Here is a 24503-nt window from a genome sequence, read left to right on the forward strand (position 1 = left end):
CTGTAGTACGCGGGCATATTGATGCCCGCGTAACCTTGCAGCGCACGAAAATGAAAGATATCGAAATTTTTACCGGACCTGGCTGTGCACATTGTGAACAGGCCAAGGCATTGCTCAAACTACATGGGCTTGATTACACCGAGCGCGATGTCAGCGAGCCTGCTGTTATGGGCGAGTTCAGAGAGCGGCTGCCACGATCAAAGGCGCTACCCCAGATATTTGCCGATGGTAAACACCTCGGAAGCCTCGAAGACCTGCAGATAAACTTGCAGTGATAGCGGCTTAGCCGTTCTTACGCATCACGGTCAGGCCGTCGCCGATTGGGATCAGCGACAGATCGTAACTGCCTGGTGCCCGATCATGAATCCATTGATTGAGCTCACGCAGCGCTACGGTATCTTCACTGGTGTCTCCAGCATCGACCACCGAACCGCTCCAGAGTACATTGTCGAGCGTTATCAGGCCACCGGCTCTGACCAGCACCAGGCAGGATTCGACGTAGGCCCGGTAGCCGCTCTTATCGGCGTCTATATAGGCAAAATCGTACTTACCCTCGTGGCCTTCGTCGATCAGGCGATCAAGGGTTTGTTGTGCCGGTGCAATTTGCAGATCAATCCGATCCTGGACCGATGCCGCCTGCCAGTGCTCGCGCGCAATACGGGTGAAATCTTCACTCACATCACAGCAGGTCATCTTCAATAGCGGTATTGCCAGGGTTAATCTCAGGCTGGTGTAACCGGTGAAGGTGCCGATTTCGAGGCCCTGTTTTGCGTTCAGCATTTTAAACAACAGCACCAGCAACTGGACCTGCTCGGGCGAACTGATCATATTTGCATCGGGCATACCCAGTGTCTGTTCACGCAGCTGCAGGCAAGCTTCCGGTTCATGCAGCGAAACGTCCAGCAGGTACTGCTGCAGGATTTCATCGAGACCTATAGATGACGTCGACATGATGATTTCTCCCCAAATTCTAATTCACCCCAAAAAGACCATAATTTTTTTGTGGTTGATATTGATTTCGTTGGTCCATACATACGAATCTTAATGACCTAATTTTGACTTAAGCCGGGAAACAACACAATGTCGTTACACTTGATCAGCTATAAAACCTGCCCCTTCGTTCAGCGTGCAGTGATCACCCTGAAACACAAGAAAATCGATTTTGATATCACCTATATCGACCTCGCCGATCCGCCCGACTGGTTCCTCGAACTCTCGCCATTGGCGAAAGTTCCGGTATTGAAGGTTGACGACGAAATCCTTTTTGAATCAGCTGTTATCAATGAATATCTCGATGAAATCACCGGCGGCGATCTGCAGCCCAGGGAACCTCTGGCACGCGCCAAGAACCGCGCCTGGATAGAATTTGCCTCGAATATGCTGGGTAATCTCTACATGATGAAAATGAGCAAAGACAGGGACAGGTATAACAAGTACAGCGAATTACTGGTGAGCCAGCTCGAGCGGGTCGAGAAACGCCTCGGAGACGGCCCGTGGTTTAACGGGGCTGAATTTTCACTCGCCGACACCGCCTTCGCCCCTTTCTTCAGGCAAGACTCGGTGGCCGATGGCAAACTCTCGGTGATCAATCCTGAAAAAATGCCCCGGGTCAACGCCTGGGCCGAGCGCCTGCTGGCACTACCCGAGGTTCGGGAATCTGTGGTCGATGAATTCGAAGACCTGTATATCAATGCCATGGAAAAGAACGGCTCCTACAGCCTGCAGCGGTTAGCGGCCTAGGATAAGTTCTTGCGATAAAAGCCAGGGATTTGATCCCACATGCACGTTTGTCTTTAAGCGGAACCAGGTCTGGAAGATTCCCGTCGAGGCTGGAATCGCTGTATAGTGACTGTTAAATGAGATTGATATTACTTATGAACAAAAGAGGTCTTAATGGCTAACTGGCTAGAAGGCAAAGTCGTTGAGAATCGACGCCTGAATGATTACCTGACATCGTTGATTATCGATGTTCAACTCAACGGGTACGAGGCTGGACAGTTCGTGCGCGTCGGCCTGCCCGATGGCGATACCGTGCTGGCACGACCCTATTCGCTGGTCAATACCCCGCAAGAAAGCCATCTCGAAGTGTACTTCAATATCGTCGAGGAAGGCCCTCTTTCGCCGCGGCTATTCGATCTCAAGTCAGGCGACGACGTTCTGGTCTCGGATAATCCCTCGGGGTTCCTGACCATCAGTGAAATTCCACAATGCAACCATTTATGGATGATTGCAACTGGCACCGGTATCGGACCCTTTCTTGCAATTCTCAAAAGCGAAGCCGCCTGGGAAAAGTTTGGAAAAATCATGCTGTGCTACTCGGTGAGTTACGCGCACGAGCTCGCCTACCAGGACACGATCGGGCAGATCGCTGAAATGCATGGCGATCGATTCTGTTACCTGCCGATAGTGACACGAGAAAAATTAGCAGCTTGTCTCGGTAAGCGAGTTCCCTCGGTGATGCAGGATGGCAGTCTCGAGCAGAAGGCCGGCGTCATCATTAACGCCGAGAACTCCCACGTCATGATGTGCGGCAGCTCCGACATGATTACCGATGTCAGCGCCGAGCTGGTATCACGCGAGATGAAAAAACATCGCCGCCGCGACCCGGGTCATTTCACGACCGAGAAGTATCACTAGTTTAATCGCCGCGCAGTACCTCGATCAGCGACAGGGTCATGCGCGCAGTTGCTCCCCATAGCATTTCCCCATCGTAAAGGTCATAGTAGACCACTGGCCAGGGTCTCCGGGAATCTGGGTGTTGACGTTCCTCGAAGCGATAGTTCGAGGCTTCGGCGAGCCAGTTCAGCGGAATTGTAAACGCGCGCGCAACTTCGATTTCATCCAGGTTTAACGGGTACGGCCAGGGCACGACTCCGATGTAAGGTCGAACCTGAAATTCACTGATGGTGTGATGATGGTTGATGTGCCCGAGTACTTCGATATCACTGGCGGCGATACCTATCTCTTCCTCGGTCTCCCGCAGTGCCGTCGCCAGCAAGGTTTCATCGGCCTCATCGCGTTTGCCGCCGGCGAACGCGACCTGCCCGCTATGGCGGTCGCCCTCGTAGCTGGTTCGTCGGATATAAAGAATATGCCAGGCGTTGTCGATGCGTACAAACGGTACCAGTACCGCAGCCTCGCGTGCCGCATCACTTAACAATTCCGGGGGGACATCATAAGTCGTGTCACGTTGAGCATGCAGGCGCGCTCGAATGTCATCGACGCTGAGAGCATCCAGTTCAGGCACGCCTTGAGGCCCTGCTCCTGCGTGCCGCTGCCAGATCCAGGAATTCCAGCCGCTTTTCGTTACTGGCAGCACTCCAGGCACAGATTTCGTCGATGCTGCGAAAACAGCCCAGGCAGATGTCATTATCATCGAGCGTGCAGTGGCGCACACACGGGGATTCAACCCGCACCGGTTTATCAGTATCCGAAGTTGCCATTGTCGAATTCCGGGTGATCTTTCAGTAGAAGAAGTTGCTGGTCCATAGTGGGCGAAGCCTAAATTATTCCGATACCCTGACACAAGTACTAGCCGCTTGCATCAGTCTAAAAAACCTGTAATTTTAACGGCATGTCGCCGCAAATAATCAATATCGACGATTACCCGGTCGATAAGCTGTCATCTGCCGATGCGCAGTCATGGGTCAAGCAGTTGCGGGCCAGCCTCGACCAGGATGGTTCCTGCACCCTGCCCGGCTTCGTAACGGCACAGGCGCTGGACAAAATGGTGCGGCAGGCACACTCTATAGCACATCTCGCCTATCCCGGCCCGACCGAGGTCAGTCCCTACTTCTTCAATTATCGACTGGGTCATGGCGAAGACCTGCCCGGCACACACCCCGTAAGGTACAAGGGTAAGCGTAACCTGGCCCAGGTTGCTGCCGATTTGATACCGCCTGAATTCCTGCTGAGCCAGCTATACCGAAGCGATTTAATGCTCGATTTCCTGGCCGCGGTTACCGATCAGCGGATTTATCGTAACCAGGATCCCTACCAGTCGCTTAATATTTCGATCATGAACCAGGGCGGATGTCAGCAATGGCATTTTGACAGTGGCACCATGGTAACCACTTTGCTGTTACAGGAACCCGACGCCGGGGGAATATTTGAATATGCACCGGCAATTCGTTCCGACACCGACGAAAACTTTGACGCCGTGCAGGCGGTTCTGCAAGGCAACAGTGATCGAGTGCTCCAGAACCGTTTACAGGCGGGTACACTTTCACTGTTTCGTGGGCATTATTCGCTGCATCGGGTAACACCCGTCGAGGGCCAGCGCCAACGCATTCAGGCCATACTCGGCTATTCCAGCCGACCTGGATTACTCGGCAACAAGGAGTCGAGTATTCTGCACTATGGTCCCCGCGTAGCTGAAATCGAGGCAAATAACCCACAATATCCCCACCAGGTCGCAATCGGGTAAAAACAGGCGCCAAACAGGCAACTTCTTATTTGTCAGACAAATCAAAAAAGAATAGCATTGCGACCCTTTGGTAACGACGGCTCGGGCCACTTGACTCGACTGGAATCCCGGATTGGTTGATAAAATTCTAAGCATTTCACGCCGCACGCGCAAAACCCCGTTTACCAACCGCGTGGAAGCCGCCGGTGTCAAGGGTTACACCGTGTACAATCACATGTTGTTGCCCACTTTTTTCGAATCCATAGAAGCCGATTACTGGAGTCTGTGCGACGATGTTCAGGTCTGGGATGTCTCCTGCGAACGACAGATCGAGATTTCCGGTCCCGATAGCGAACGTTTAATCCAGCTGATGACACCGCGAGATATTTCCCGCGCTGGCATTGGACAGGGACTTTATGCGCCACTCTGCGACGAAAACGGCGGCCTGGTCAACGACCCGGTATTGATTAAATTCGCCAACGATGACTGGTGGGTTTCGATCGCCGATAGCGACGTCAGATTATGGGCCCGTGGGCTCGCGCTCGGCTACGGTCTCGATGTCACGGTGCGCGAGGCCGCCATCTGGCCACTCGCGGTACAGGGCCCGAAAGCAGAAACCCTGGTGACCCGTATTTTCGGCGATGAGGTCCCCGGTATCCGTTTTTTTCGTTCGAAAATGCTCCAATTTCGTGGCAAAGCGATGATGGTCATGCGCTCCGGTTTCAGCAAACAGGGTGGCTTCGAAATCTATCTGAACGATGCTGAGCTGGCCGAGCCGCTGTGGGATGAACTATTCGCACAGGGTCGGGATTTGAATGTCAGGGCGGGTGGCCCCAACCTGATCGAACGCGTCGAAAGCGGCCTGTTGTCGTACGGCAACGACATGAACTTTACCCACAATCCGTTTGAATGCGGACTGGACGCCTTCATCGACCTCGACGCCGATATCGAGTCGTTGAGTCTGCCGGCATTGCGTGAAATCAGGGGCAAACACGTGCACCAGCTGGTCGGGGTAGTCTTCGATGAGCCTGTCAGCTTTGATGATTTCAGGGTTGAAGTGGACGATCGCACAGTCGGTGATGTACGTTCACAGGTATGGTCGCCGCGTTATCAGAAATTCCTGACGATGATAATGATGAAGCGCGATTTTCTAAGCAATAACCGAACCGTCAGCGTGGACGGTAAAACTGGTAATATCGTCGATCTGCCATTCGATTTTGACGCGATTGGATAATCCGGGAGGTAAGCATGAGTCGTTCTTCGTATCTCAAACCTGACACGGTGGCATTGCACACCGGTTACGTGCCGGAGAGCGACCATGGTTCGCGCGCGGTTCCGGTTTACCAGACCACGTCGTACGTGTTCGAGAGCGTCAGTGATGGCTCGTCGCTGTTTAACGTTGAACAGGGCGGCCATATTTATAGCCGTATCACCAATCCCACGGTCGCAGTGCTGGAACAGCGCATCGCCGCGCTTGAAGGCGGCAGTGGCGCAATTTGTACCGCCTCCGGCATGAGCGCGCTGTTTACGGTTTTTATTACCTTGTGTTCAGCCGGCGACCACATGATTTCGGCAACGCAGATCTATGGCTCCACTGCGACTCTTTTAAAGCACACGATAAAACGTCTCGGCATCGACTGTACCTTCGTTTCCATTAACGACGAGACGGCCCTGCGCGATGCGATCCAGCCCAATACCAAGATGGTGTTTTGCGAATCGATCGGCAACCCGGGTCTCGAGATCGCCGATCTTCCCGGCATCAGCGCAATTGCGCACGAAGTCGGAATACCTCTGGTAGTCGACGCCACTTTTGCAACCCCGAGCCTGTGTCGCCCAATCGACCACGGTGCCGACATTGTCGTACATTCGGTTACCAAGTGGATGGGTGGACATGGTGTCGCGATTGGCGGGGCGATCGTTGACGGCGGCCAGTTTGACTGGGAACAAAGCGGTCGCTTTCCCGAACTCACCGAGCCCTATGCCCCTTTTCATGGCATTAAATTCTGGGAAGAGTTCGGACCTTCGGCGCTGGCGATGAAAATGCGCGCCGAATCGATGCGCGATATCGGTGCCGCAATGAGCCCGCACAATGCGTTCCTGATCCTGCAGGGCATCGAAACCCTGAGCCTGCGCATGAAACAGCATGTTGCCAATGCGAAAGTCCTGCTCGATTGGCTACAACAGCAGGAAGCGGTAACCTGGACCAACTATCCCGACATGGAATCGAATCCGAGCCACGCCCTGGCTGATACCCTGTTCCCCGACGGCGCCGGTTCGATGCTATGTTTCGGCGTTGTCGGAGGTCGTGCAGGGGGTGCGGCATTCATCGATTCGTTGCAACTGGCATCGAACCTGGCCAATGTCGGCGATGCCCGTACCCTGGTGCTGCACCCCGGGAGCACCACGCATTCGCGCCTCACGGTTGAAGATATGAAGGCGGCCGGCATCAGTGAAGACATGATTCGCGTCTCGGTTGGCATCGAAGATATTACCGATATCAAGTCCGACTTCACGCGTGGCTTCAAGGCAGCACAGCGCATCGCCGGGGAATCCTGATGTATATCGATGTTCGGGGTCACAAGACCTATGCAGCCACCGGCGGCAAGAAATTTGACGGCAGCCTGCCAACAGTTATGTTCGTGCACGGCAGCGGGCTCGATCATCGCAGCTGGGCCTTGCAAACGCGCTGGTTTGCTTACAACGGCTATGCGGTGCTGGCACCCGATCTTCCCGGGCACAGCCTTTCCGAGGGTAAGCCACTCGAGAGCATCGAGGAAATGGGCGCCTGGCTGGCTGATTTTATCCGCGCCGCCGGGGTCACCGGGGTGCACGCGGTGGGTCATTCCCAGGGATTTCTCGACGTGCTCGAGCTCGCACGCCAGGCCCCCGAATTGTTGAAATCGATCACCGGCGTAGGCACCGCGGGCGCGATCCCGGTTAACCCGGCATTGATCGATGCCGCTAAAAACAGTGCCGGAGATGCCGCGGAAATGCTGCTCATGTGGGGTTTCGGACCCGATGCCCAGTATGGTATCAGCGCGATCCCGGGGATGCAGCCGATCGCGATCGGACGCCAGATCATGGCGAGCAATCCGCTCTATGAAGACCTGGTGGCCTGCGCCAGCTACGAAAACGGCAGCCAGGTTGCCAAATCCATCAAGGTGCCATCCCAGCTGATACTGGCCCGCAAGGACCGGCTCACCCCGGTCAAGGCCGGCATGGCCTTCGCCGAGGAATTAAATGCCCGGGTTACGATCATTGAGCGCTTTGGCCACATGCTGCCGATCGAGGCGCCGCGCCAGACATTACAAAAGTTACGTGAACTGATTAGCTCGCTGGAACAAGCAGCCTAGGGGATATCGATGAGCATCAACAAAGTTGCCGTGATCGGCGCCGGCACGATGGGTTCCGGTATTGCAGGCCAGGTCGCCAACGCCGGCATCGAAGTCTGGTTGCTGGACCTGCCCACGGACGATAACGTAAACGCGCTCGCCGAACGTGGGCTCGAGCGTCTGCGCGACCCGAATCAACCAGGCCTGGTCAGCAAGGACGCCGAAGCCTTTATCCACCTTGGCAACACCCGCGATGATTTCGATCAACTCGCCGACTGCGACTGGGTCGCCGAGGCCGTGGTCGAACGTCTCGATATCAAGAAGGATTTGTACCAGCGTCTTGATGCCGTGTGTCAGGACGATGCCATTATCACGTCGAATACATCGACAATTCCGATTCGATTGCTGGTTGAAGACATGCCACTTGCGTTTCGCCAGCGCTTCGCCATCACCCATTTTTTCAACCCGGTGCGTTTCATGCGCCTGCTCGAACTGGTGCGCGGCGAGGATACCGATTCGTCCGTCATCGACCTGTTGGGTGACTTTTGCGAACAACAACTGGGTAAAGGTGTCGTGCTCTGTCGAGATACACCGGGTTTTCTCGGTAACCGGGTCGGGGTTTTCGCCATCCAGTGTGCGCTACAGGCCGCGTTCGAAAAGGGACTGACGCCCCTCGAAGCCGATGCTATTTTCGGTCGACCCATGGGAATACCAAAAACCGGTGTCTTCGGTCTTTACGACCTGATCGGAATCGACCTGATGTCGGACGTGGTACAGAGCCTGGTCAATATTCTGCCGGATTCCGACCCGTTTCATGCCGAGGCCGCAAAAATACCACTAATGACACAAATGATCGCCAACGGTCAGACCGGCAACAAACAGGGCCAGGGCTTTTACCGCGATGTCGAGTCCGGGCGCGAGGTATTGAACCTCGAAACCTCGGAATACAAAGAGGCAGCGCGCCTGAACCTGCCACTCGCTGAAAAAGCCGAGCGCTACGGCGTCAGGCATTTGCTCGAAGACAACACTTTATATGGCCAGTTTGCATGGCGCGTGCTGTCACGCACCCTGAGCTACGCTGCCTCGCTGATTCCCGAGGTCGGCGAAGATCCGGTCGGCATCGACGACGCAATGAAACTGGGTTACAACTGGATCAAGGGTCCGTTCGAATTAATCGATGAAATTGGTGTCGATACATTCATTGCCCGGCTCGAATCAGACAATCTGCCGATCCCACCCTTTCTCACCGAGGCCGCCGGATCAACCTTCTACCGGGTTGCTGACAACGATCTCCAGGTGCGACATGTCGGCAGTACCTGGCAAACCATCAAGCGCCCGGACGGCGTAATCCGTTTTACTGAAAAACGTCAAACCCTGCAGCCCCGTAACAGTTGCGCGGTTGCCAGCTGGTTCGAGCTCGACGGTATCGCGCTGGTCGAGTTTCACAGCAAGGCTAACGCACTCGATTCCGACTCGATGGCAATCCTCGATGATGCGCTGAACCAGGTTGAACCTTACGGACTGCAGGGATTGATCGTGCACAACGACGCCCAGCATTTTTCCTGCGGGGTCAACTTGCAGGCGGTGCGCGATTTCTTTCGCCGTGATGACATGGACGGCCTGGACAAGTTTCTGCAGGATTTTCAGCAATCAGTGCATCGCATGCAGACTGCCCCGTTTCCGGTGGTCGCAGCACCGGTGGGCCTGTCGATTGGTGGCGGCTTCGAAGTGGTGTTACATGCAAGACAGGTTATCTGTCATGCAAATTCTGTCATGGGCCTGGTCGAATCACTGGTCGGCGTTGTTCCGGGTGGTGGTGGCTGCAAGGAAACCCTGTATCGCTGGATAGAGTTGTTGCAGTGCGGCGATGATATTTCTGCCGCCTGCTGGAAGGCTTTCATGAATCTTGGCTATGGTAGAACTGCAACTTCACCGATCATTGCCAAGCAGCAGGCGATGCTGCGAGCACACGATCGTTTCGTCATTAACCGCGATCGTATCCTTGGCGAAGCGATCAAGGCGATCGCCGATCCCGGAGGCCAGGTGCAATTTGAACGCCCTGCCCTCGTTATGCCGGGTAGACCCTTATTCGAAGAAATGGTCAAATGGCTGGAAGAATCTCGTGCCAAGGGTGTATTCATGGCGCATGACGTCAATGTTGGCAGCGAAATGGCCAGGATCGTGACCGGCGGCGATATCGAACCGGGCACGGTTTGGAGCGAACAGGATTTCTACGACGCCGAGCGTCGTTCATTTCTGACCCTGGTTGCAACGGCCGCAACCCGCGAGCGTATTAACAGCATGCTCGATGCGGGGTCGCCCGTACGAAATTAGCACAGGTGTATTATGACTATCGAATACGATCAACTGAACGCCAACGCCGCCAACTTCGTTCCGCTGACACCGCTATCTTTCCTGCATCGTGCGGCCGATATTTATCCGCAACGCGAAGCATTGATTTACAACCAGCGCCGCAATAGCTGGGCCCAGACACGCAATCGCTGTACCCGTATTGCGTCGAGCCTGGCAGCTCGAGGCATCGGTAAAAACGACACCGTTTCGGTGTTCGCCTTCAATACCCCGGAAATGTTTGAAAGCCATTTCTCAATCCCGATGGCTGGTGCCGTGCTGAATACGATTAACACGCGGCTCGACGCGGCCACGGTCGCCTATATTATCGATCATGGAGAATCGAGGATTTTCATTTGCGACCGCCAGCTCTGGCCGGTGCTGCAGGAAGCCCTGCAGAGCTCTGAACTGCAACCCGAAATCATCATCATCGACGATGCCGATGCGGCCGAGAAACCGGAGCTGCCTACAGATATAAGCTTTTCCTTCTATGAAGACCTGGTCGATCGTGGCGACGATACCTTCGCCTGGCGACCACCCGAAGACGAGTGGCAGGCGCTGACCCTGAACTACACCTCGGGTACGACCGGGCTTCCCAAGGGCGTCGTTTACCACCATCGCGGTTCTTACCTGATGACCATGGGCACCGTCATTTCCTGGGCGCTACCCCCCCACCCACGTTACCTGTACACGGTGCCGATGTTCCACTGTAACGGCTGGGGCCATGCCTGGACCATGACTGCGCTTGCGGCGACCGTGGTCTGCATTCGTGCATTTACGCCAAAGCTGTTTTTCGATCTTGCCGAAGAACACGGGATTACCCATTTCGGTGGTGCACCGATCATATTAAACATGCTCGCCAATGCGCCCGCCGAGGATCAGAAGGTATTCAAGGATACCGTCTATGCGATGACCGCCGGCGCGCCGCCACCGGCCAAGGTGCTGGAAAGCATGGCGCAGTTCAATTTCGAAGTCATGCACGTCTACGGGCTCACCGAAACCTACGGCCATATTCTGCATTCGGCACCGCAGGACGACTGGTACCAGCAGTCGATCGAACGCCAGGCTGAACTCAAGGCACGCCAGGGAGTTCGGTTCTCGATGACCGAAGCGGTCGATGTCATCGATCCCGAGACCGGTAAATCCGTACCCTGGGATGCCGAAACCATGGGTGAAATCGTGATTCGCGGCAACACAGTTATGAAAGGTTATCTGAAGGATCCCGGGGCAACCGACGAAGCCTTCAACAATGGCTGGTTCATGAGTGGCGATATCGCGGTGATCCACCCCGACGGTTATATCCAGGTCAAGGATCGCGCCAAGGATGTGATCATTTCGGGTGGTGAGAATATCTCCTCGGTTGAGGTTGAAGGCGTACTCTACAAGCACTCTTCGGTCGGAGAAGCCGCGGTGGTGGCGCTGGCCGACGAAAAATGGGGTGAAGTCCCCTGCGCGTTTGTCGAACTGAAATCAGATGCCGATGCCAGCGAACAGGAACTGATCGATTTTTGCGCCGATAATATGGCACGCTTCAAGCGGCCGAAAAAAATCGTTTTTGGTGAACTACCAAAAACCGCTACCGGCAAGATCCAGAAAAATGTATTGCGTGAGCGCGCCAAAGCGTTGTAAAAAACGGATTAAGCCCTAATTCAACCAGATATGAACCAGGATATTTCACCCGTCGAACTGCGCCACCGGATCCGTAGCGGAGAATTTACGTCGAATACGTCAGGTTACTCGCGCGGTTTCGTGCAGGGCAACCTCTGTATACTGCCAGCTGATTATGCCAGCGAATTTCTGCAATTCTGCCAGTCGAATCCCAAGCCCTGTCCACTGATCGGCATGGCTTCAAGTCCTGGGGATTACCAGATCCCGCGTCTCGGTGAAGACCTCGATATCCGTACCGATATTCCGAGCTACCGGATCTTCGAAGACGGTCAGCTGGTCAACGAAGTTCACGACATCAGTGACCTATGGCGTGACGACCTGGTGTCCTTTGTACTGGGGTGCTCGTTTTCCTTCGAGGAAGCCCTGATCGATGATGGCCTCGAGATTCGCAACGTCACCGAAGGCGTCAATGTGCCCATGTATCGCACCGATATCGACTGCATTCCAGCGGGCCGTTTCGCGAGTAAAATGGTGGTCAGCATGCGCCCGATGATTCCGTCGGACGCGATACGCGCGATCCAGATCTGCACCCGTTTTCCTGCGGTACATGGTGCACCGGTGCACTTCGGTGATCCTGGCAGAATTGGCATCAGGGATATCAACCAGCCCGAATTCGGTGATGCCGTAAACATACACAATGATGAAGTACCTGTATTCTGGGCCTGCGGCGTAACCCCCCAGGTAGCGGTAGAGCAGGCGCGACCGCCATTCTGTATCACGCATTCGCCTGGCTGTATGCTGGTATCGGACTTACCCAACAGCCATCTTGCCGTTATGTAGGTGGAGTAAACATGTTGATGCTCAATTGCGATCTTGGTGAAAGCTACGGCTCATGGAAAATGGGCCGTGACGACGAAGTCATGCCCCATATCGACCAGGCCAATATAGCCTGTGGTTTCCATGGTGGCGATCCGCTGGTCATGGAGCGGACCCTGGCAATGGCAAAACAGCACGATGTCATGGTGGGCGCCCACCCGGCCTATCCAGATCTGGTGGGATTCGGTCGCCGCCCGATGCACTGTTCCGCCGAAGAGATTTCAGCATTCATGCATTACCAGATCGCGGCTCTCGAGGGTATGGCGAAAATCCAGGGGCTCGATTTAGCCTATGTCAAACCGCATGGCGCACTGTATAACGACATGATGGCGCGGGAGGCCGTGCGCGCTCCGATTCTGAAAGCGATAGCCGATTTTCACAAACCCGTACGGTTGATGCTGCAGGCTACTCCCGAAGCCGAACTGCATCGTACCGAGGCTGCAGCGCATGGCATCGATCTCTGGTTTGAAGCTTTCGCCGATCGCTGTTATGACGACGATGGGAAATTGCTTTCCCGGGCTAAACCGGGGGCGGTACACAGCCGTGACAAAATGCTCTCCCAGGTGGAACAGATTTGTAGTGAAGGCACGGTTACCACGGTCAGCGGCAATACCCTTGAGCTAAAACCCGATACTCTCTGCGTGCATGGTGATAACGACGCGGGAGTCGCGGCGATCAAGGAAATTCGTAAAATCATTCATTCCTGATCCATCGCATGCGAATCGAAATTGCGGGGCAAAACGCGTTTATCGTCTACTTTGCCGAGCAAACCAGCGCGGCTGTATCGGCGCAGATCCAGGCTGCTGTTGCGAATATAACTGCCACCATGCGGGACAGCATTGTCGACCTGGTACCATCCTACGCGTCGCTGTTGGTTATTTATGATCAGGATCGAAGTGATCATTTCGCGGTTAAACTTCAGTTGCGGACGGCTTTGTCGAATCTGGATAGCGTTGATGCATCGACCGGGGAACTCGTCACCCTGCCCGTCTATTACAGTGCTGAATCCGGACCCGATCTCGAAACGATAGCGCAGCGTGGCAACCTCGCTATCGATGATGTAATCGAGATCCATCAGCAGCAGGAATACCGGGTCTACGCGATCGGCTTTGCTCCTGGATTTGCCTACCTGGGCGAGGTCGACGAGCGCATAGCCGCGCCGCGCCTGGCGACTCCACGGCAAAAGGTACCGCGTGGTGCGGTCGCGATCGCAGACCGCCAGACCGCGGTCTACCCGGCTGTTTCACCGGGCGGATGGAACCTGATTGGACTGTGTCCGATGCGCATGTTCGATGCCGGCAAGACACCCAGCATGCCGGTTCAGGTCGGTGACAGAATTCGCTTTACCGCGATCAGTCGTGAAGAATTCATCGCCCAGGGCGGTAAGCTATGAATGGTTTTGTTGTCAGGCAGCCGGGCTTACTCAGCCTGCTGCACGACCGCGGCCGATACGGGGCGCACAACCTGGGATTGACTACCGGCGGGCCTCTCGACAGCCTGGCGTTCGACTGGGCTAACCGCATGCTCGGAAACGATGTCAACGCCACCTGCATCGAAATCAGTTTTGGCGGACTCGCGCTCGAAGCGAGCCACGATACCAGCTTCGTTATTACCGGTGCGCAAGCACCCTGCAAGCTGGATGGCGAGCCGATCGAACAATGGTGCACCCATGACATCGACAGTGGCAGCAAGCTTGAGATCGGCTTCACCAGCGCTGGTACGCGCTGTTACCTGGCGGTCAGCGGTGGTTTTGATATTACGCCAAGTTTCGGCAGCACTTCGACCGTGGTACGCGAAAATATCGGTGGCATCAACGGTAATAAATTGCAGGCCGGGGATCAGCTACCCTGCAGCGGCACCCGGCCGGCGAAGCACTGTTTCCTGGCCGAGGCGGATCGTCCCGTATATGCAGATTTTGCAGAACTACGCGTCGTGCCCGGGTACCAGCAGGCCGCCTTCAGCCCGCTGCAGCAATGGCGTTTTTTTAATACCGATTATCGGCTGACCGAACGCTGCGACCGCATGGGTTTCCGCCTCGAGGGTGAGACCGTCCATTCGAACATGGTTGGTATGTTGTCCGAGGGCATCTGCCATGGCGCAATCCAGATTCCGGCAGACGGTCAACCCATTGTCCTGATGAACGATCGTCAGACGATCGGTGGCTATCCCAAGATCGGCGCCGTGATCGCGCATGATACGGCGAGGCTGTCACAATTGACACCCGGATCAAATGTTCACTTCGTAGCGATCAGTCTCGAACAGGCGCACAACATCCACTGTCTTGAACAGGCGCGCTACCAACGCGCGTCGTTGCAGCCCTGCTGAGTATGAAGCTATGAATCAGGCTGAAGATCTGGCACTCAGTAGTACCATAGAAGATATCCTGGTAGCGCGTAACTTACGCGGCATGAAAACGGTGCAGAATCACCTCGAAGCAGGCTATTGCATGCGGGCGGCGCGGTTATTGCAGCGGTGCCGGGGTAATATCCTGATCGGAACCGGCTTCCCCGTCGTCAAAACTTTCGAGACCGACGGCCCGGTTGGTGCAATCGCGATGTACGAGGCCTTCGAAAAACTGGGCGCCACGCCGACCATCGTTTGCGGACGCCCGTTATCGCAGGCTCTCGCAGCAAAGTATCGGGTGCATGAAATCAGGGTTGGCGATCACGATCAACGCAAGCACGAAGCCCAGGATGCACTAGAAAGATTTCATCCAGACGCAATCGTTTCGATTGAAAGACCCGGCCAGGCTGCCGACGGCGGTTATTACAACATGCGCGGCGAAAGCATTAGCGAGCATACCGCCTGTTTCGACACCTTCATGGATCAGAGCGAGTGTCCTACCATTGCGATCGGCGATGGTGGCAATGAAATCGGCATGGGCAAGGTCGCCGACGCATTACAGGACTTAAATATAGTGCCCGCGATCACGAGCTGCGATGAACTGATTGTCGCCGACGTTTCCAACTGGGGCGCCTACGGCATCATTTCGTTCCTGTCGGTCTGGAATAAACGTGATCTGCTCGGCGAAATTGTGCCGATCGATATTCTCAGATACATATCCGAACTTGGCAGCGTCGACGGCGTCACCCGGGTCAACCGGCTAACCGAAGACGGACTCGAGGTCAGCGAAGGTGAGTCGGTTCTGCTGGAGTTACGACGTGTCTGTGGTTTTATTTAGATTACTGGCGCAATGATTTCCATACTGTGGCTCTATTCCGGGAAGTCAGGTTTCTGCTTAACTTGCGTGCCTTTTTGAGCGGTTACTGAAATTCAAGAGATAGCCATGACAATTGCATATTTAAACGGCGAATACATGCCACTCGAGGAGGCCCGCATTTCCCCGATGGATCGGGGTTTTTTGTTTGGTGACGGCATTTACGAAGTAATCCCCTCATATGGCGGCAAGATGGTCGGATATGGCCCGCATATCGAACGCATGCTGGACGGCCTCGATGCAATCGAAATCAAGCTCGGCTGGAGTAAAGAACAATGGCGCAAACTGTGCACCTCGCTACTGGAAAAGAATGGTAACGGCAATCTTGGAATATATCTCCACGTAACCCGTGGCGCCGACACTAAACGCCATCACGCGTACCCTGAGGATATCGAACCCACAGTGTTCGGCTATGCATTTGAAATCCCAGCACCCCCGATTCCGGACCGCGATCAGATCCACCCCTACACTTGTGCGACCGGTCACGATATGCGTTGGGACCGTTGTAACATCAAATCGATTTCACTACTCGGCAATGTTATGCATTTTCAACAGGGCTACAGCCAGGGAGACGCCGAAATTTTACTCTACAACGAAAATAATGAGCTGACCGAATGTGGCGCCTGTAACGCCTATATCGTCAAGGATGGCGTTGTGGCCACCCCACCACTCGATAACCAGATACTGCCGGGAATAACCCGCCAGCTGTTACTCGGGGTGCTTCGCGCCGAAGGCAGTATCCCGGTCGAAGAACGGATCATCACGATGGATGAAGTTTGGGACGCCGACGAAGTCTGGATTTCCAGTTCGAGCAAGGAAGTCGTCCCGGTGGTCAAGCTCGACGGAAAACCGGTAGGTGATGGCAAGCCCGGTCCGGTCTGGGAAAAAGCAGCAAAATTGTACTCGGCGGGTAAATACGACTTTTAAACAAGATAGTCGTCACCCCGCTCTTGACCCGGAATCTTGTGAAGGTGGCGCATAAAAGATTCCGATACGTCGGACCGCCGCTTACGCTGGGTCGATAGTTACTATTTGTAAATCGCCCGGTCGGTCACAACCATATCGACGCGTACATCCCATTCCTCGGGAACAATTCGGTCAACTTTCTGAATCTCATGGGCGACTCCGATCAGGACCGGCTTGCCGTGCTCGGGATTCTTGCGAAAAGCAAAACTGCGGTCATAGAAACCACCGCCCATACCGATACGATTTCGGTTGCTGTCAAACACGACCAGTGGTGCCAGTACCAGATCCAGCGCACCGGGTGACAGCATTTCACTGTCGTTGACATCGGGTTCGGGCAATCGGAACTTGTTGATCCTCATTTTTTGACCTTGGAAGTATGGCGCAAACCTTAGCGCCTGTTGATCAAGATTCGGCAGATAGACTTCCTTGCCCAGGGCCAGGGCATGGTCCATGACCGGATTTAAGCCGATTTCCCCGTTAACCGCGCAGTAAGCCGCTATCCGGTCGGCCTGCTGATATTCGGGCAGCGCCACAACAAGGTCAGCAAGGTTCTGTGCCGCCCGCTCAAGGCTCACCGTGTCGAGATCCGCTCGCAATTTACGATAATGCTGTCTCAATTCATCCTGACTGGCCACGGTCTATCCCCGTTAAATGACAGTCGCGCATGATACTGTCATTCAACCAGGCTGAGTAGCCATTCCTTGAACGCGCGCACCGCCGGATTTTTTAAATGCGACTCCGGGCAGACAACGTAGTAGCAGAACTCGTTTTCCAGGATCACGTCAAATGGCTTGACCAGTTTACCCGACTCGAGATAATCCTCGACGAATGTGCTCGAACCCAGGGCAATTCCCTGTCCTTCTATCGCAGCCTGAATCAAGACGTTGGTATCGTCGATGATGGTCCCCTTTTCCGCGTTTATATCGTCTAAGCCGGCGAGTTCGAGCCACTCCTGCCAGCAGTCGTAACTGGCATCATGCAGCAGCGTGTAGTAGCGCAGATTATCGATATCAGTCAAAGGCTTGTCGTTGTGCAGGTATGCAGGCGAGCAAACCGGGAAAAAATCCAGTTCCAGCAATTTATCGGCAACCACACCTGGCCAACCGCCTTTACCGTAGGTGACCGCAATATCAATTTCCTCACGCCGAAAGTCGACGGCGGCATTGGCATGATAAAGACAAAGATCGATTTCCGGGTATTGCAACCAGAAATACTTGAGCCGTGGTGACAGCCATTTTGCCGCAAAGGACGGCGCCAGGCGCACGCTGAGCAGGTTCGAGTACTGTTCCCTGGTGAGGCCGCTGATGGCCTGGGACACCCGGTCGAAGGCCTCGATGACTTCCGGCAGCAGTACCTTGCCCTGCTCGGTCAACGCCAGGCGTCGTGGATAACGGTCGAACAGCGAAAAACCCAGGTACTCCTCGATTACCTTGACCTGGTGACTGATGGCCGCCTGCGTGACATTGAGCTCTTTGGCCGCCCCGGTAAAGCTCAGCAAACGACCCGCGGCTTCGAAACATTTGAGACTGTTAAGTGGTGGTAAGCGTCTCGCCATAATTTCAATCTAAACATTACTAAAACTAATCCATACTATAAATAATAATAGCTTGAATCCAGCAGTATCTGATTCGAAAATGGCCCGTTGCTAAATCAGTCCCTGATAACTTTGGCCATTGAGGACAATCACCATGGCAAGACGATCCAATGCCCGCCAGGCAAAAATTGCATTGCGCAAGGCTGCACTTGCCGAGGACCTCAAACCGGTCCATCCCGGGGAATCGGGTGGTCAATACAAGCCGCTCTCGGATACCGATATTGACCAGATCCATGCCACCATCTTTCGCATCCTCGAAGAAGTCGGCTTTGCTGACGCCAATGAACACTGTATCGAAACCTGCAAATCTGTTGGTGCAACCTACGGCGAAGACCAACGCCTGCGTTTTCCACGTGCTGTCGTTGATGATGCACTCAACAAATGCCAACGCGATCTGACGCTCCACGGGCAGGACCCGAAGCATGACCTGCAGCTGAGTGGCTCCAAGGTGCATTTTTCCACCGCCGGTGCGGCGGTCATGATAGCCGATCCCATCAATAACGAGTATCGCGAGTCAACCGCCCAGGATTTGTATGACATGGCCCGTATTGCAGACAAATGCGAGCATATCCACATGTTTCAGCGTACCTGCGTGCTGCGCGACATCACCGACAACCACGACATGGATATCAACACCGCCTACAACGCGGTCATGGGAACCACCAAGCATATCGGCTCAAGCTGGACCGAAGCACACCATCTCGAAGACAGCTTGAAGATGCTGCACCTGGTTGCCGGTAGTGAAGAAAAATGGCGCGAACGCCCCTTCATGAGCATTTCCTGCTGCCACGTCGTGCCTCCGATGAAGTTCACCAACGAGGCGTTGAGCTGTATCAAGGTTGCGGTCGAGGAAGGCATGCCGGTATTGCTACTGTCTGCCGGTCAATCCGGCGCAACCGCTCCAGCCTGCCTCGCCGGCGCAGTTGCCCAGGCCTGGGCCGAATGTCTCGGCGGGCTGGTTTTCGTCAACGCCATCAAACCTGGCGCACCGGCCATCATCGGCACCTGGCCTTTCGTATCGGATCTGCGTACCGGTGCGATGAGCGGTGGTTCGCCCGAACAGGCGATCCTTTCATCGGCCTGCGCGCAAATGGGTAATTATTTCAATCTACCAACCGGTACTGCCTGCGGCATGACTGACTCCAAGTTACCGGATTTCCAGGGAGGCGCGGAAAGAGCCTATACCCTCGCCTGTGCCGCGACTTCGGGCGCCAATATTATTTATGAATCGGCCGGCATGTACGCGAGCCTGCTCGCTGCCTGCCCCGAGTCAATGATAATCGACAACGATATACTCGGTGCCGCGTTGCGGATTACGCGCGGTATCGAGGTGAACGAGCAGACTTTAAGTTTTGAAGACCTCAAAGATGTTTGTCTCGGCAACAAGGGACACTATCTCGGTTCGGGCCAAACCCTGGAGGTTATGCAAACCGAGTATATTTATCCGGAACTCGGTGACCGCCTGAGTCCCAACGAATGGGTTGAACAGGGGAAGCCCGTGCTGCTCGACAAGGCGATCGCACGTAAAAATGAAATCCTCGATAACTATTTCCCTTCCCATGTCAGCGACGAAGTCGATCAGCAGATTCGAGCGCAGTTTAATATTTTCCTGTCGCGGGAAGTCTTTGGCCGCAGTGCCTGAGTTTTTTTGATCTAATACCAAGGATTTAGCAGATGAAAGAACATGCCAGAGTCGTCATTATCGGAGGTGGTTCACTCGGAGTGAACCTGCTATACCATCTGACCCGTGAGGGCTGGACCGACGTGGTGCTGGTCGAGAAAGGCGAGTTGACCAGTGGCTCGACCTGGCACGCGGCCGGGCTCTGCTCAAACTTCATTGGCAATCACACGGTTGCCCAGATTCATAACTACACGATCAAGCTCTACAACGAAATCCTGCCCGAGGAAACCGGTGAGAAATCCAGCTTTCACCAAACCGGAAGTATCCGCCAGGGATTTACCCGGGTCGAGGAAGAATGGTTTAAAAATCTTGAAAGCCGCGCCAAAAACATCGGCTTTGAATTCAACATCGTAACCAAAGAAGAAGCCCGGAAGCTTAATCCTTTCATGAACTTCGACAAGGCCCGGGTCATCGCCAGTACCCCGAATGATGGTCACGTGGATCCCACTTCGGTGGTCATGCCGTTGTCCAAACTGGCGCGCGACAAGGGTGCCGAGATCTATCGGTTTACCCGCGTTACCGAGATCAACGAGCTGCGTTCCGGTGAATGGGAGGTTGTTACCGACAAGGGCAAAATCGTGGCAGAGCACGTGGTCAATGCGGCCGGCTGTTTCGCTCGTGAAATCGGTGCGATGGTGGGTATCAACGTGCCGTTGATCAATCTCGAACATCAGTACCTGGTTACCGAAAAACACCCCGATATCGAGGCACTGGGCTGGGAATTGCCAGTGTGTCGTGATTCCTATAGCTCCGCCTACATCCGCCAGGAGGGGCTCGGCTTCCTGGTCGGACCTTACGAGATGTGGGGCTCGCGACCGTGGGCGCTCGACGGCATGGACTGGTCTTTCGATCGCGAATTGTTCGAGCCGAACCTGGATGTATTAATGCCATTCCTTGAGCGTTGTTTTGAATTGACTCCTAAATTCGAGGAAGTCGGGGTTAAATCGGTCGTTAATGGGCCGATCACTCACACCCCGGACGATAATATTCTGGCGGGACCCGTCGCCGGTCTGCGCAACTTCTGGAATCTTTGCGGCGCCAGCATCGGCATCGCCCAGGGCGGAATCGGCAAGTACATGGCGCAGTGGTTGAAGTATGGTCAGACCGAAATCAACATGGCATCACTCGATACACGTCGCTTCGGCGACTGGGCCGACAGAAAATACTGCACCATCAAGGCGATCGAGTCATACGAGGCCATGTATGCCGTTGGTGCACCCAACGACAATCGACCCCACGGTCGGCCGATGCGGACCAGCCCACTTTATGCGCGCCTGCTCGAACACGGCGCGGTGCATGGGGCGGCACAGGGATACGAGAAGGCATTGTGGTTTCAGACAGACGCAGTGCGACGCGAATCGCTGAGCTGGTCGCACAGCGAGGCACACGCGGTCGTGGCCGAGGAATGCAGGGCAGTTCAGGAATCAGCGGGTATCATCGACATTTCGGGTTCAGCCAAGTACGAAATCACGGGATCGGATGCCGCGGCGTTCCTGGATCGACTCTCGTGCAATAAACTGCCGCGAGTCGGGCGTATTGGATTAAGCCTGTTTCATTCACCCAACGGCGGCATTATGTGCGAAATGTCGATTACTCGCCTCGACGAAAATCATTTTTACCTGGTGTCGGCGATCGGTTCCGAAAACAAGGACCTGCACTGGATGCAATCCAACATGGCTGATTTCGATGTCAACATCGCCAACGTCAGCGAGGCAATCTCGTCAATGCTGATCACCGGACCCAACTCGCGCGAAATCCTGCAACAGATGACCGAGGAAGATTTGTCGAATGCTGCCTTCCCGTGGCTGTGTGCACGCAATATCCAGATCGACAGCGCCATGGTACGCATGCTGAGGGTCTCTTACGCGGGTGAACTGGGATACGAGTTGCACATGCCCTCTTACCAGTTACTGTCGATTTACGATTCGATGTGGCGCAAGGCGGAACCAATTGGTATTCGGAACTTTGGCGGTTACGCCTTCAACTCGATGCGCATGGAGAAAATGTATCGCGCTTATGGTAACGAATTTACCGAGGAGATCAGCGGCTTCGAGGCTGGTATGGACCGCTTCATCGACACCAGTCGTGATTTTATCGGCTGTGAAAATCTGAAACAGCGACAGCAGGATGGTTACGCGATTGAACTGGCATACCTCGTCTTCGATGACCAGGTTCCCTGCGAGTGTTATGGTAATGAGGCGGTTTATCACAACGGGGTACTGATTGGGCTGACCACCGGGGGCGCCTATGGCCATCGTGTCGGTAAAAGTCTCGCCTTTGCATACCTGAAACCCGAACTGATCAGCGCCGGGCTCGAGGTGACGGTTGACACGTCGATCGGAAGTCGCAGCGCTCATATCGCCATGGATGCGGCTTACGACCCGGCTAATGAATTGCTGCGGGCCTAGTCTCTGCGATAAGATGGCTGGCCGGTAAAACCTGTTGAAACGGGAGATTGCGATGAAAACTGTTAATTTTACCCGCATGGAAGATGGCACCCGCGAAGAGTACCAGTTCCTGGACCGGATGGAAGACGAGTACAAAGCAGGGCTTCCCGAGCGCATCATGGATAGTTTGCGCAAGCTCGAACACAGTTTCTCGGGTTACAAGATCAATCGCCTGCAGCACAGCCTGCAGGGCGCAACCCGGGCATTTCGTGCTAGCGAGTCGGACGAAATGATTATCGCGGTGTTGCTGCATGACATTGGTGACGATCTCGCCCCCTACTCACACAGCGAAATGGCCGCGGCGATACTGCGCCCGTTCGTATCCGAGAAAATCTACTGGATTGTCAAGCATCACGGTGTTTTTCAAATGTATTATTACGCACATCACTGCGGTGGCGAACGCAATGCCCGTGAAATGTTCAAGGACAATCCCTGGTACCAGGCCGCGATCGATTTTTGTCATAACTACGACCAGAACTGCTTTGACCCAGACTATGACACGGAGCCTCTCGAATTCTTCGAGCCCATCCTGCGCCGGGTTCTGTCAAAACCCAGTCTAGAAGATCCTGAACAGGTTGCCCGGTACGGTAGGGCCAGCTAGCACGCTAATCCAGTGGTTTAACCAGGTCTTAACCGTGGCATTTTTTCCTCGATTACAAACGCGATTCATTATTGCTTTTGCAATCTAGCACTTAAGCTTGACTGTGCTCGCTACCATCGAGTCTAACCAGAACCATCCGAGACACTGACTTTTCACTTTATTCGTCCAACCGGGATTTGCGGCTTTATTCCTGATCGCATTTCGGTAGACTTGGCGCTTCCAGTACGATCGAAAGGCAGATGGCAATTATGCCCGCAAAACTGAGTCATTATGGCAATACGACGGCCGCAACGCCCGCAATCGCTTATCCCGTCGAGCTGATGGAAATTGCCAGCCTGGAAAAATCCCGGCTTGCCTTTGACGAGATTTCACGCTGGCCGGGTTACCAGGCCACGCCGCTGTATCGACTTGATTCGCTTGCCCGTGAGATCAAGGTCAGCGAAATTTTTTACAAGGATGAAGCACAACGTTTCAAGCTGAAAAGTTTCAAGGCATTGGGCGGCGCCTATGCGGTAGCGCGTCAACTGCAAGCCCGAATTTTTGAAGCCACCGGAGAAAACGCAAGCATCGAAGATTTATTGAGCAATACCTACGATTCGATTACCCGTGACATCGTGATTAGTTGTGCGACCGATGGTAACCACGGACGCTCGGTTGCCTGGGGATGTCAAATGTTCGGCTGTCGCTGTGTCATCTATATTCACCGCGACGTTTCCGAGGGACGCAAACAGGCGATTGAAGATCTTGGTGCCGAAGTTATCCGCATCACCGGTAATTATGATGACTCGATCAAACAGGCAGACCGGGAGGCGCGCACACACGGTCGAATCATCGTCTCAGATACCAGCTATCCGGGCTACACGGATATCCCGCGGGATGTAGCCCTTGGATATACCGTTATGCTTGCTGAAGCCGTTGACCAGATGCAGGACATCATTCCGACTCATGTTTTTATCCAGGGCGGCGTCGGTGGCCTGGCGGCAGCCGAGTGTGCCTATTTCTGGGAACTATGGGGCGAGCGGCGTCCACGATTTATCGTGGTTGAACCGGAACAGGCCAACTGTCTGCAGCAGTCAGCGCAAGCTGGTCATCCGGTAACCGTTGCAGGAGACCTCGATACCCTGATGGCCGGGCTTGCCTGTGGCGAAGTGTCGTTGCTAGCCTGGGAGATACTCAGGCCTGGCGCCAACGATTTCATGACCCTGAGTGAAGATGCCATTGTTCCCTGCATGCGCCTGCTGGCGCGGGGCAATCCTGAAATCGAAGCCGGTGAATCCGCAGTTGCGGGTATCGCGGCACTTATCGCGGCACGCGATGACGAGGCAATGTCAAACACTTTGGGTCTCGATGCATCCAGCCGGATTTTTATTATCGGTACCGAGGGAGCGACTGACCCGGAACTCTACCAGAAACTGGTGGCAGCCTGA

24 protein-coding genes are annotated in these 24503 nt (G+C 54.6%); 19 read left to right on the forward strand and 5 right to left on the reverse strand.

All coding sequences use genetic code 11. The features are described from left to right. The first annotated feature begins 50 nt into the window (after window positions 1–50). The gene (locus OES20_09135) at window positions 51–275 is read left to right on the forward strand and encodes a glutaredoxin (protein ID MDH3634856.1); all 225 of its coding nucleotides are present in this window, start codon (window positions 51–53) and stop codon (window positions 273–275) included. 7 nt (window positions 276–282) lie between these two features. Here the strand turns inward: OES20_09135 and OES20_09140 are convergent, their stop codons facing one another. Beyond that, the gene (locus tag OES20_09140) at window positions 283–951 is read right to left on the reverse strand and encodes a class I SAM-dependent methyltransferase (protein MDH3634857.1); all 669 of its coding nucleotides are present in this window, start codon (window positions 949–951) and stop codon (window positions 283–285) included. A 129-nt stretch (window positions 952–1080) separates the two neighbouring features. Here OES20_09140 and OES20_09145 point away from each other — a divergent pair, with 129 nt between their 5' ends. Together OES20_09145 and OES20_09150 are read left to right on the forward strand one after the other, a co-directional pair. Then, window positions 1081–1740: a glutathione S-transferase family protein gene (locus OES20_09145; protein ID MDH3634858.1), complete on the forward strand. Its 660-nt coding sequence runs from the start codon at window positions 1081–1083 to the stop codon at window positions 1738–1740. A gap of 153 nt (window positions 1741–1893) precedes the next feature. After that, window positions 1894–2637, forward strand: a complete 744-nt coding sequence (locus OES20_09150; protein ID MDH3634859.1) for a ferredoxin--NADP reductase — start codon at window positions 1894–1896, stop codon at window positions 2635–2637. Between the two features lies 1 nt (window position 2638). Here OES20_09150 and OES20_09155 read toward each other — a convergent pair whose 3' ends face one another. Continuing rightward, entirely contained in the window at window positions 2639–3247 is a 609-nt protein-coding gene (locus OES20_09155) for a CoA pyrophosphatase (protein ID MDH3634860.1), read from the reverse strand. After that, entirely contained in the window at window positions 3240–3443 is a 204-nt protein-coding gene (locus tag OES20_09160; GenBank protein MDH3634861.1) for a DUF1289 domain-containing protein, read from the reverse strand. Before OES20_09160 ends, OES20_09155 begins: the two co-directional genes overlap by 8 nt. A 131-nt stretch (window positions 3444–3574) precedes the next feature. Here OES20_09160 and OES20_09165 point away from each other — a divergent pair, with 131 nt between their 5' ends. From OES20_09165 to OES20_09220, 12 genes are all read left to right on the forward strand, one after another. Next, a complete protein-coding gene (locus tag OES20_09165) occupies window positions 3575–4426 on the forward strand; it encodes a hypothetical protein (GenBank protein ID MDH3634862.1) in 852 nt (283 codons plus the stop codon). A 112-nt stretch (window positions 4427–4538) separates the two neighbouring features. Continuing rightward, window positions 4539–5639, forward strand: coding sequence for a dimethylsulfoniopropionate demethylase (locus OES20_09170; protein ID MDH3634863.1), 1101 nt, complete (start codon window positions 4539–4541; stop codon window positions 5637–5639). A gap of 14 nt (window positions 5640–5653) precedes the next feature. Further along, complete coding sequence (locus OES20_09175; GenBank protein ID MDH3634864.1) at window positions 5654–6961, forward strand: O-acetylhomoserine aminocarboxypropyltransferase/cysteine synthase; 1308 nt, start codon at window positions 5654–5656, stop codon at window positions 6959–6961. Then, on the forward strand, window positions 6961–7758 hold the full coding sequence (locus tag OES20_09180; GenBank protein MDH3634865.1) for an alpha/beta hydrolase: 798 nt from the start codon (window positions 6961–6963) through the stop codon (window positions 7756–7758). Before OES20_09175 ends, OES20_09180 begins: the two co-directional genes overlap by 1 nt. 9 nt (window positions 7759–7767) lie before the next feature. Beyond that, window positions 7768–10071: a 3-hydroxyacyl-CoA dehydrogenase NAD-binding domain-containing protein gene (locus OES20_09185; GenBank protein ID MDH3634866.1), complete on the forward strand. Its 2304-nt coding sequence runs from the start codon at window positions 7768–7770 to the stop codon at window positions 10069–10071. A gap of 12 nt (window positions 10072–10083) precedes the next feature. Then, a complete protein-coding gene (locus tag OES20_09190; protein ID MDH3634867.1) occupies window positions 10084–11715 on the forward strand; it encodes a long-chain-fatty-acid--CoA ligase in 1632 nt (543 codons plus the stop codon). A gap of 30 nt (window positions 11716–11745) precedes the next feature. Next, window positions 11746–12534, forward strand: a complete 789-nt coding sequence (locus OES20_09195; protein ID MDH3634868.1) for a putative hydro-lyase — start codon at window positions 11746–11748, stop codon at window positions 12532–12534. 11 nt (window positions 12535–12545) lie between these two features. Continuing rightward, complete coding sequence (locus OES20_09200; GenBank protein MDH3634869.1) at window positions 12546–13277, forward strand: 5-oxoprolinase subunit PxpA; 732 nt, start codon at window positions 12546–12548, stop codon at window positions 13275–13277. An 8-nt stretch (window positions 13278–13285) separates the two neighbouring features. After that, entirely contained in the window at window positions 13286–13963 is a 678-nt protein-coding gene (pxpB, locus tag OES20_09205) for a 5-oxoprolinase subunit PxpB (GenBank protein ID MDH3634870.1), read from the forward strand. Then, on the forward strand, window positions 13960–14895 hold the full coding sequence (locus OES20_09210) for a biotin-dependent carboxyltransferase family protein (protein ID MDH3634871.1): 936 nt from the start codon (window positions 13960–13962) through the stop codon (window positions 14893–14895). Before pxpB ends, OES20_09210 begins: the two co-directional genes overlap by 4 nt. A gap of 10 nt (window positions 14896–14905) precedes the next feature. After that, the gene (locus OES20_09215; GenBank protein ID MDH3634872.1) at window positions 14906–15751 is read left to right on the forward strand and encodes a DUF4392 domain-containing protein; all 846 of its coding nucleotides are present in this window, start codon (window positions 14906–14908) and stop codon (window positions 15749–15751) included. Between the two features lie 105 nt (window positions 15752–15856). Next, entirely contained in the window at window positions 15857–16714 is an 858-nt protein-coding gene (locus tag OES20_09220; protein ID MDH3634873.1) for a D-amino acid aminotransferase, read from the forward strand. Between the two features lie 101 nt (window positions 16715–16815). On the opposite strand, the gene OES20_09225 is transcribed toward OES20_09220, so the two are convergent. Together OES20_09225 and gcvA are read right to left on the reverse strand one after the other, a co-directional pair. Further along, entirely contained in the window at window positions 16816–17388 is a 573-nt protein-coding gene (locus OES20_09225) for a 5-formyltetrahydrofolate cyclo-ligase (GenBank protein ID MDH3634874.1), read from the reverse strand. A gap of 38 nt (window positions 17389–17426) precedes the next feature. Next, on the reverse strand, window positions 17427–18308 hold the full coding sequence (gcvA, locus tag OES20_09230) for a transcriptional regulator GcvA (GenBank protein MDH3634875.1): 882 nt from the start codon (window positions 18306–18308) through the stop codon (window positions 17427–17429). Between the two features lie 133 nt (window positions 18309–18441). Here gcvA and OES20_09235 point away from each other — a divergent pair, with 133 nt between their 5' ends. The 4 genes from OES20_09235 to OES20_09250 all read left to right on the forward strand — a co-directional run bounded on the left by OES20_09235 (window position 18442) and on the right by OES20_09250 (window position 24503). Then, complete coding sequence (locus OES20_09235) at window positions 18442–19989, forward strand: trimethylamine methyltransferase family protein (protein MDH3634876.1); 1548 nt, start codon at window positions 18442–18444, stop codon at window positions 19987–19989. A 32-nt stretch (window positions 19990–20021) separates the two neighbouring features. Further along, window positions 20022–22436, forward strand: coding sequence for an FAD-dependent oxidoreductase (locus OES20_09240; protein ID MDH3634877.1), 2415 nt, complete (start codon window positions 20022–20024; stop codon window positions 22434–22436). A gap of 52 nt (window positions 22437–22488) precedes the next feature. After that, complete coding sequence (locus tag OES20_09245) at window positions 22489–23076, forward strand: HD domain-containing protein (protein ID MDH3634878.1); 588 nt, start codon at window positions 22489–22491, stop codon at window positions 23074–23076. Window positions 23077–23315: 239 nt separating this feature from the next. Beyond that, window positions 23316–24503: a diaminopropionate ammonia-lyase gene (locus tag OES20_09250; GenBank protein MDH3634879.1), complete on the forward strand. Its 1188-nt coding sequence runs from the start codon at window positions 23316–23318 to the stop codon at window positions 24501–24503.

It is taken from the genome of Gammaproteobacteria bacterium (assembly GCA_029862005.1).
Lineage (GTDB): Bacteria > Pseudomonadota > Gammaproteobacteria.

Excerpts from the sequence above, each read along its gene's own strand:
- OES20_09135 (MDH3634856.1), top strand. The coding sequence starts at position 51 with ATGAAAGATATCGAAATTTTTACCGGACCTGGCTGTGCACATTGTGAA.
- OES20_09140 (MDH3634857.1), bottom strand. The coding sequence starts at position 951 with ATGTCGACGTCATCTATAGGTCTCGATGAAATCCTGCAGCAGTACCTG.
- OES20_09145 (MDH3634858.1), top strand. The coding sequence starts at position 1,081 with ATGTCGTTACACTTGATCAGCTATAAAACCTGCCCCTTCGTTCAGCGT.
- OES20_09150 (MDH3634859.1), top strand. The coding sequence starts at position 1,894 with ATGGCTAACTGGCTAGAAGGCAAAGTCGTTGAGAATCGACGCCTGAAT.
- OES20_09160 (MDH3634861.1), bottom strand. The coding sequence starts at position 3,443 with ATGGCAACTTCGGATACTGATAAACCGGTGCGGGTTGAATCCCCGTGT.
- OES20_09165 (MDH3634862.1), top strand. The coding sequence starts at position 3,575 with ATGTCGCCGCAAATAATCAATATCGACGATTACCCGGTCGATAAGCTG.
- OES20_09175 (MDH3634864.1), top strand. The coding sequence starts at position 5,654 with ATGAGTCGTTCTTCGTATCTCAAACCTGACACGGTGGCATTGCACACC.
- OES20_09180 (MDH3634865.1), top strand. The coding sequence starts at position 6,961 with ATGTATATCGATGTTCGGGGTCACAAGACCTATGCAGCCACCGGCGGC.
- OES20_09185 (MDH3634866.1), top strand. The coding sequence starts at position 7,768 with ATGAGCATCAACAAAGTTGCCGTGATCGGCGCCGGCACGATGGGTTCC.
- OES20_09190 (MDH3634867.1), top strand. The coding sequence starts at position 10,084 with ATGACTATCGAATACGATCAACTGAACGCCAACGCCGCCAACTTCGTT.
- OES20_09195 (MDH3634868.1), top strand. The coding sequence starts at position 11,746 with ATGAACCAGGATATTTCACCCGTCGAACTGCGCCACCGGATCCGTAGC.
- OES20_09200 (MDH3634869.1), top strand. The coding sequence starts at position 12,546 with ATGTTGATGCTCAATTGCGATCTTGGTGAAAGCTACGGCTCATGGAAA.
- pxpB (MDH3634870.1), top strand. The coding sequence starts at position 13,286 with ATGCGAATCGAAATTGCGGGGCAAAACGCGTTTATCGTCTACTTTGCC.
- OES20_09210 (MDH3634871.1), top strand. The coding sequence starts at position 13,960 with ATGAATGGTTTTGTTGTCAGGCAGCCGGGCTTACTCAGCCTGCTGCAC.
- OES20_09215 (MDH3634872.1), top strand. The coding sequence starts at position 14,906 with ATGAATCAGGCTGAAGATCTGGCACTCAGTAGTACCATAGAAGATATC.
- OES20_09220 (MDH3634873.1), top strand. The coding sequence starts at position 15,857 with ATGACAATTGCATATTTAAACGGCGAATACATGCCACTCGAGGAGGCC.
- gcvA (MDH3634875.1), bottom strand. The coding sequence starts at position 18,308 with ATGGCGAGACGCTTACCACCACTTAACAGTCTCAAATGTTTCGAAGCC.
- OES20_09235 (MDH3634876.1), top strand. The coding sequence starts at position 18,442 with ATGGCAAGACGATCCAATGCCCGCCAGGCAAAAATTGCATTGCGCAAG.
- OES20_09240 (MDH3634877.1), top strand. The coding sequence starts at position 20,022 with ATGAAAGAACATGCCAGAGTCGTCATTATCGGAGGTGGTTCACTCGGA.
- OES20_09245 (MDH3634878.1), top strand. The coding sequence starts at position 22,489 with ATGAAAACTGTTAATTTTACCCGCATGGAAGATGGCACCCGCGAAGAG.
- OES20_09250 (MDH3634879.1), top strand. The coding sequence starts at position 23,316 with ATGGCAATTATGCCCGCAAAACTGAGTCATTATGGCAATACGACGGCC.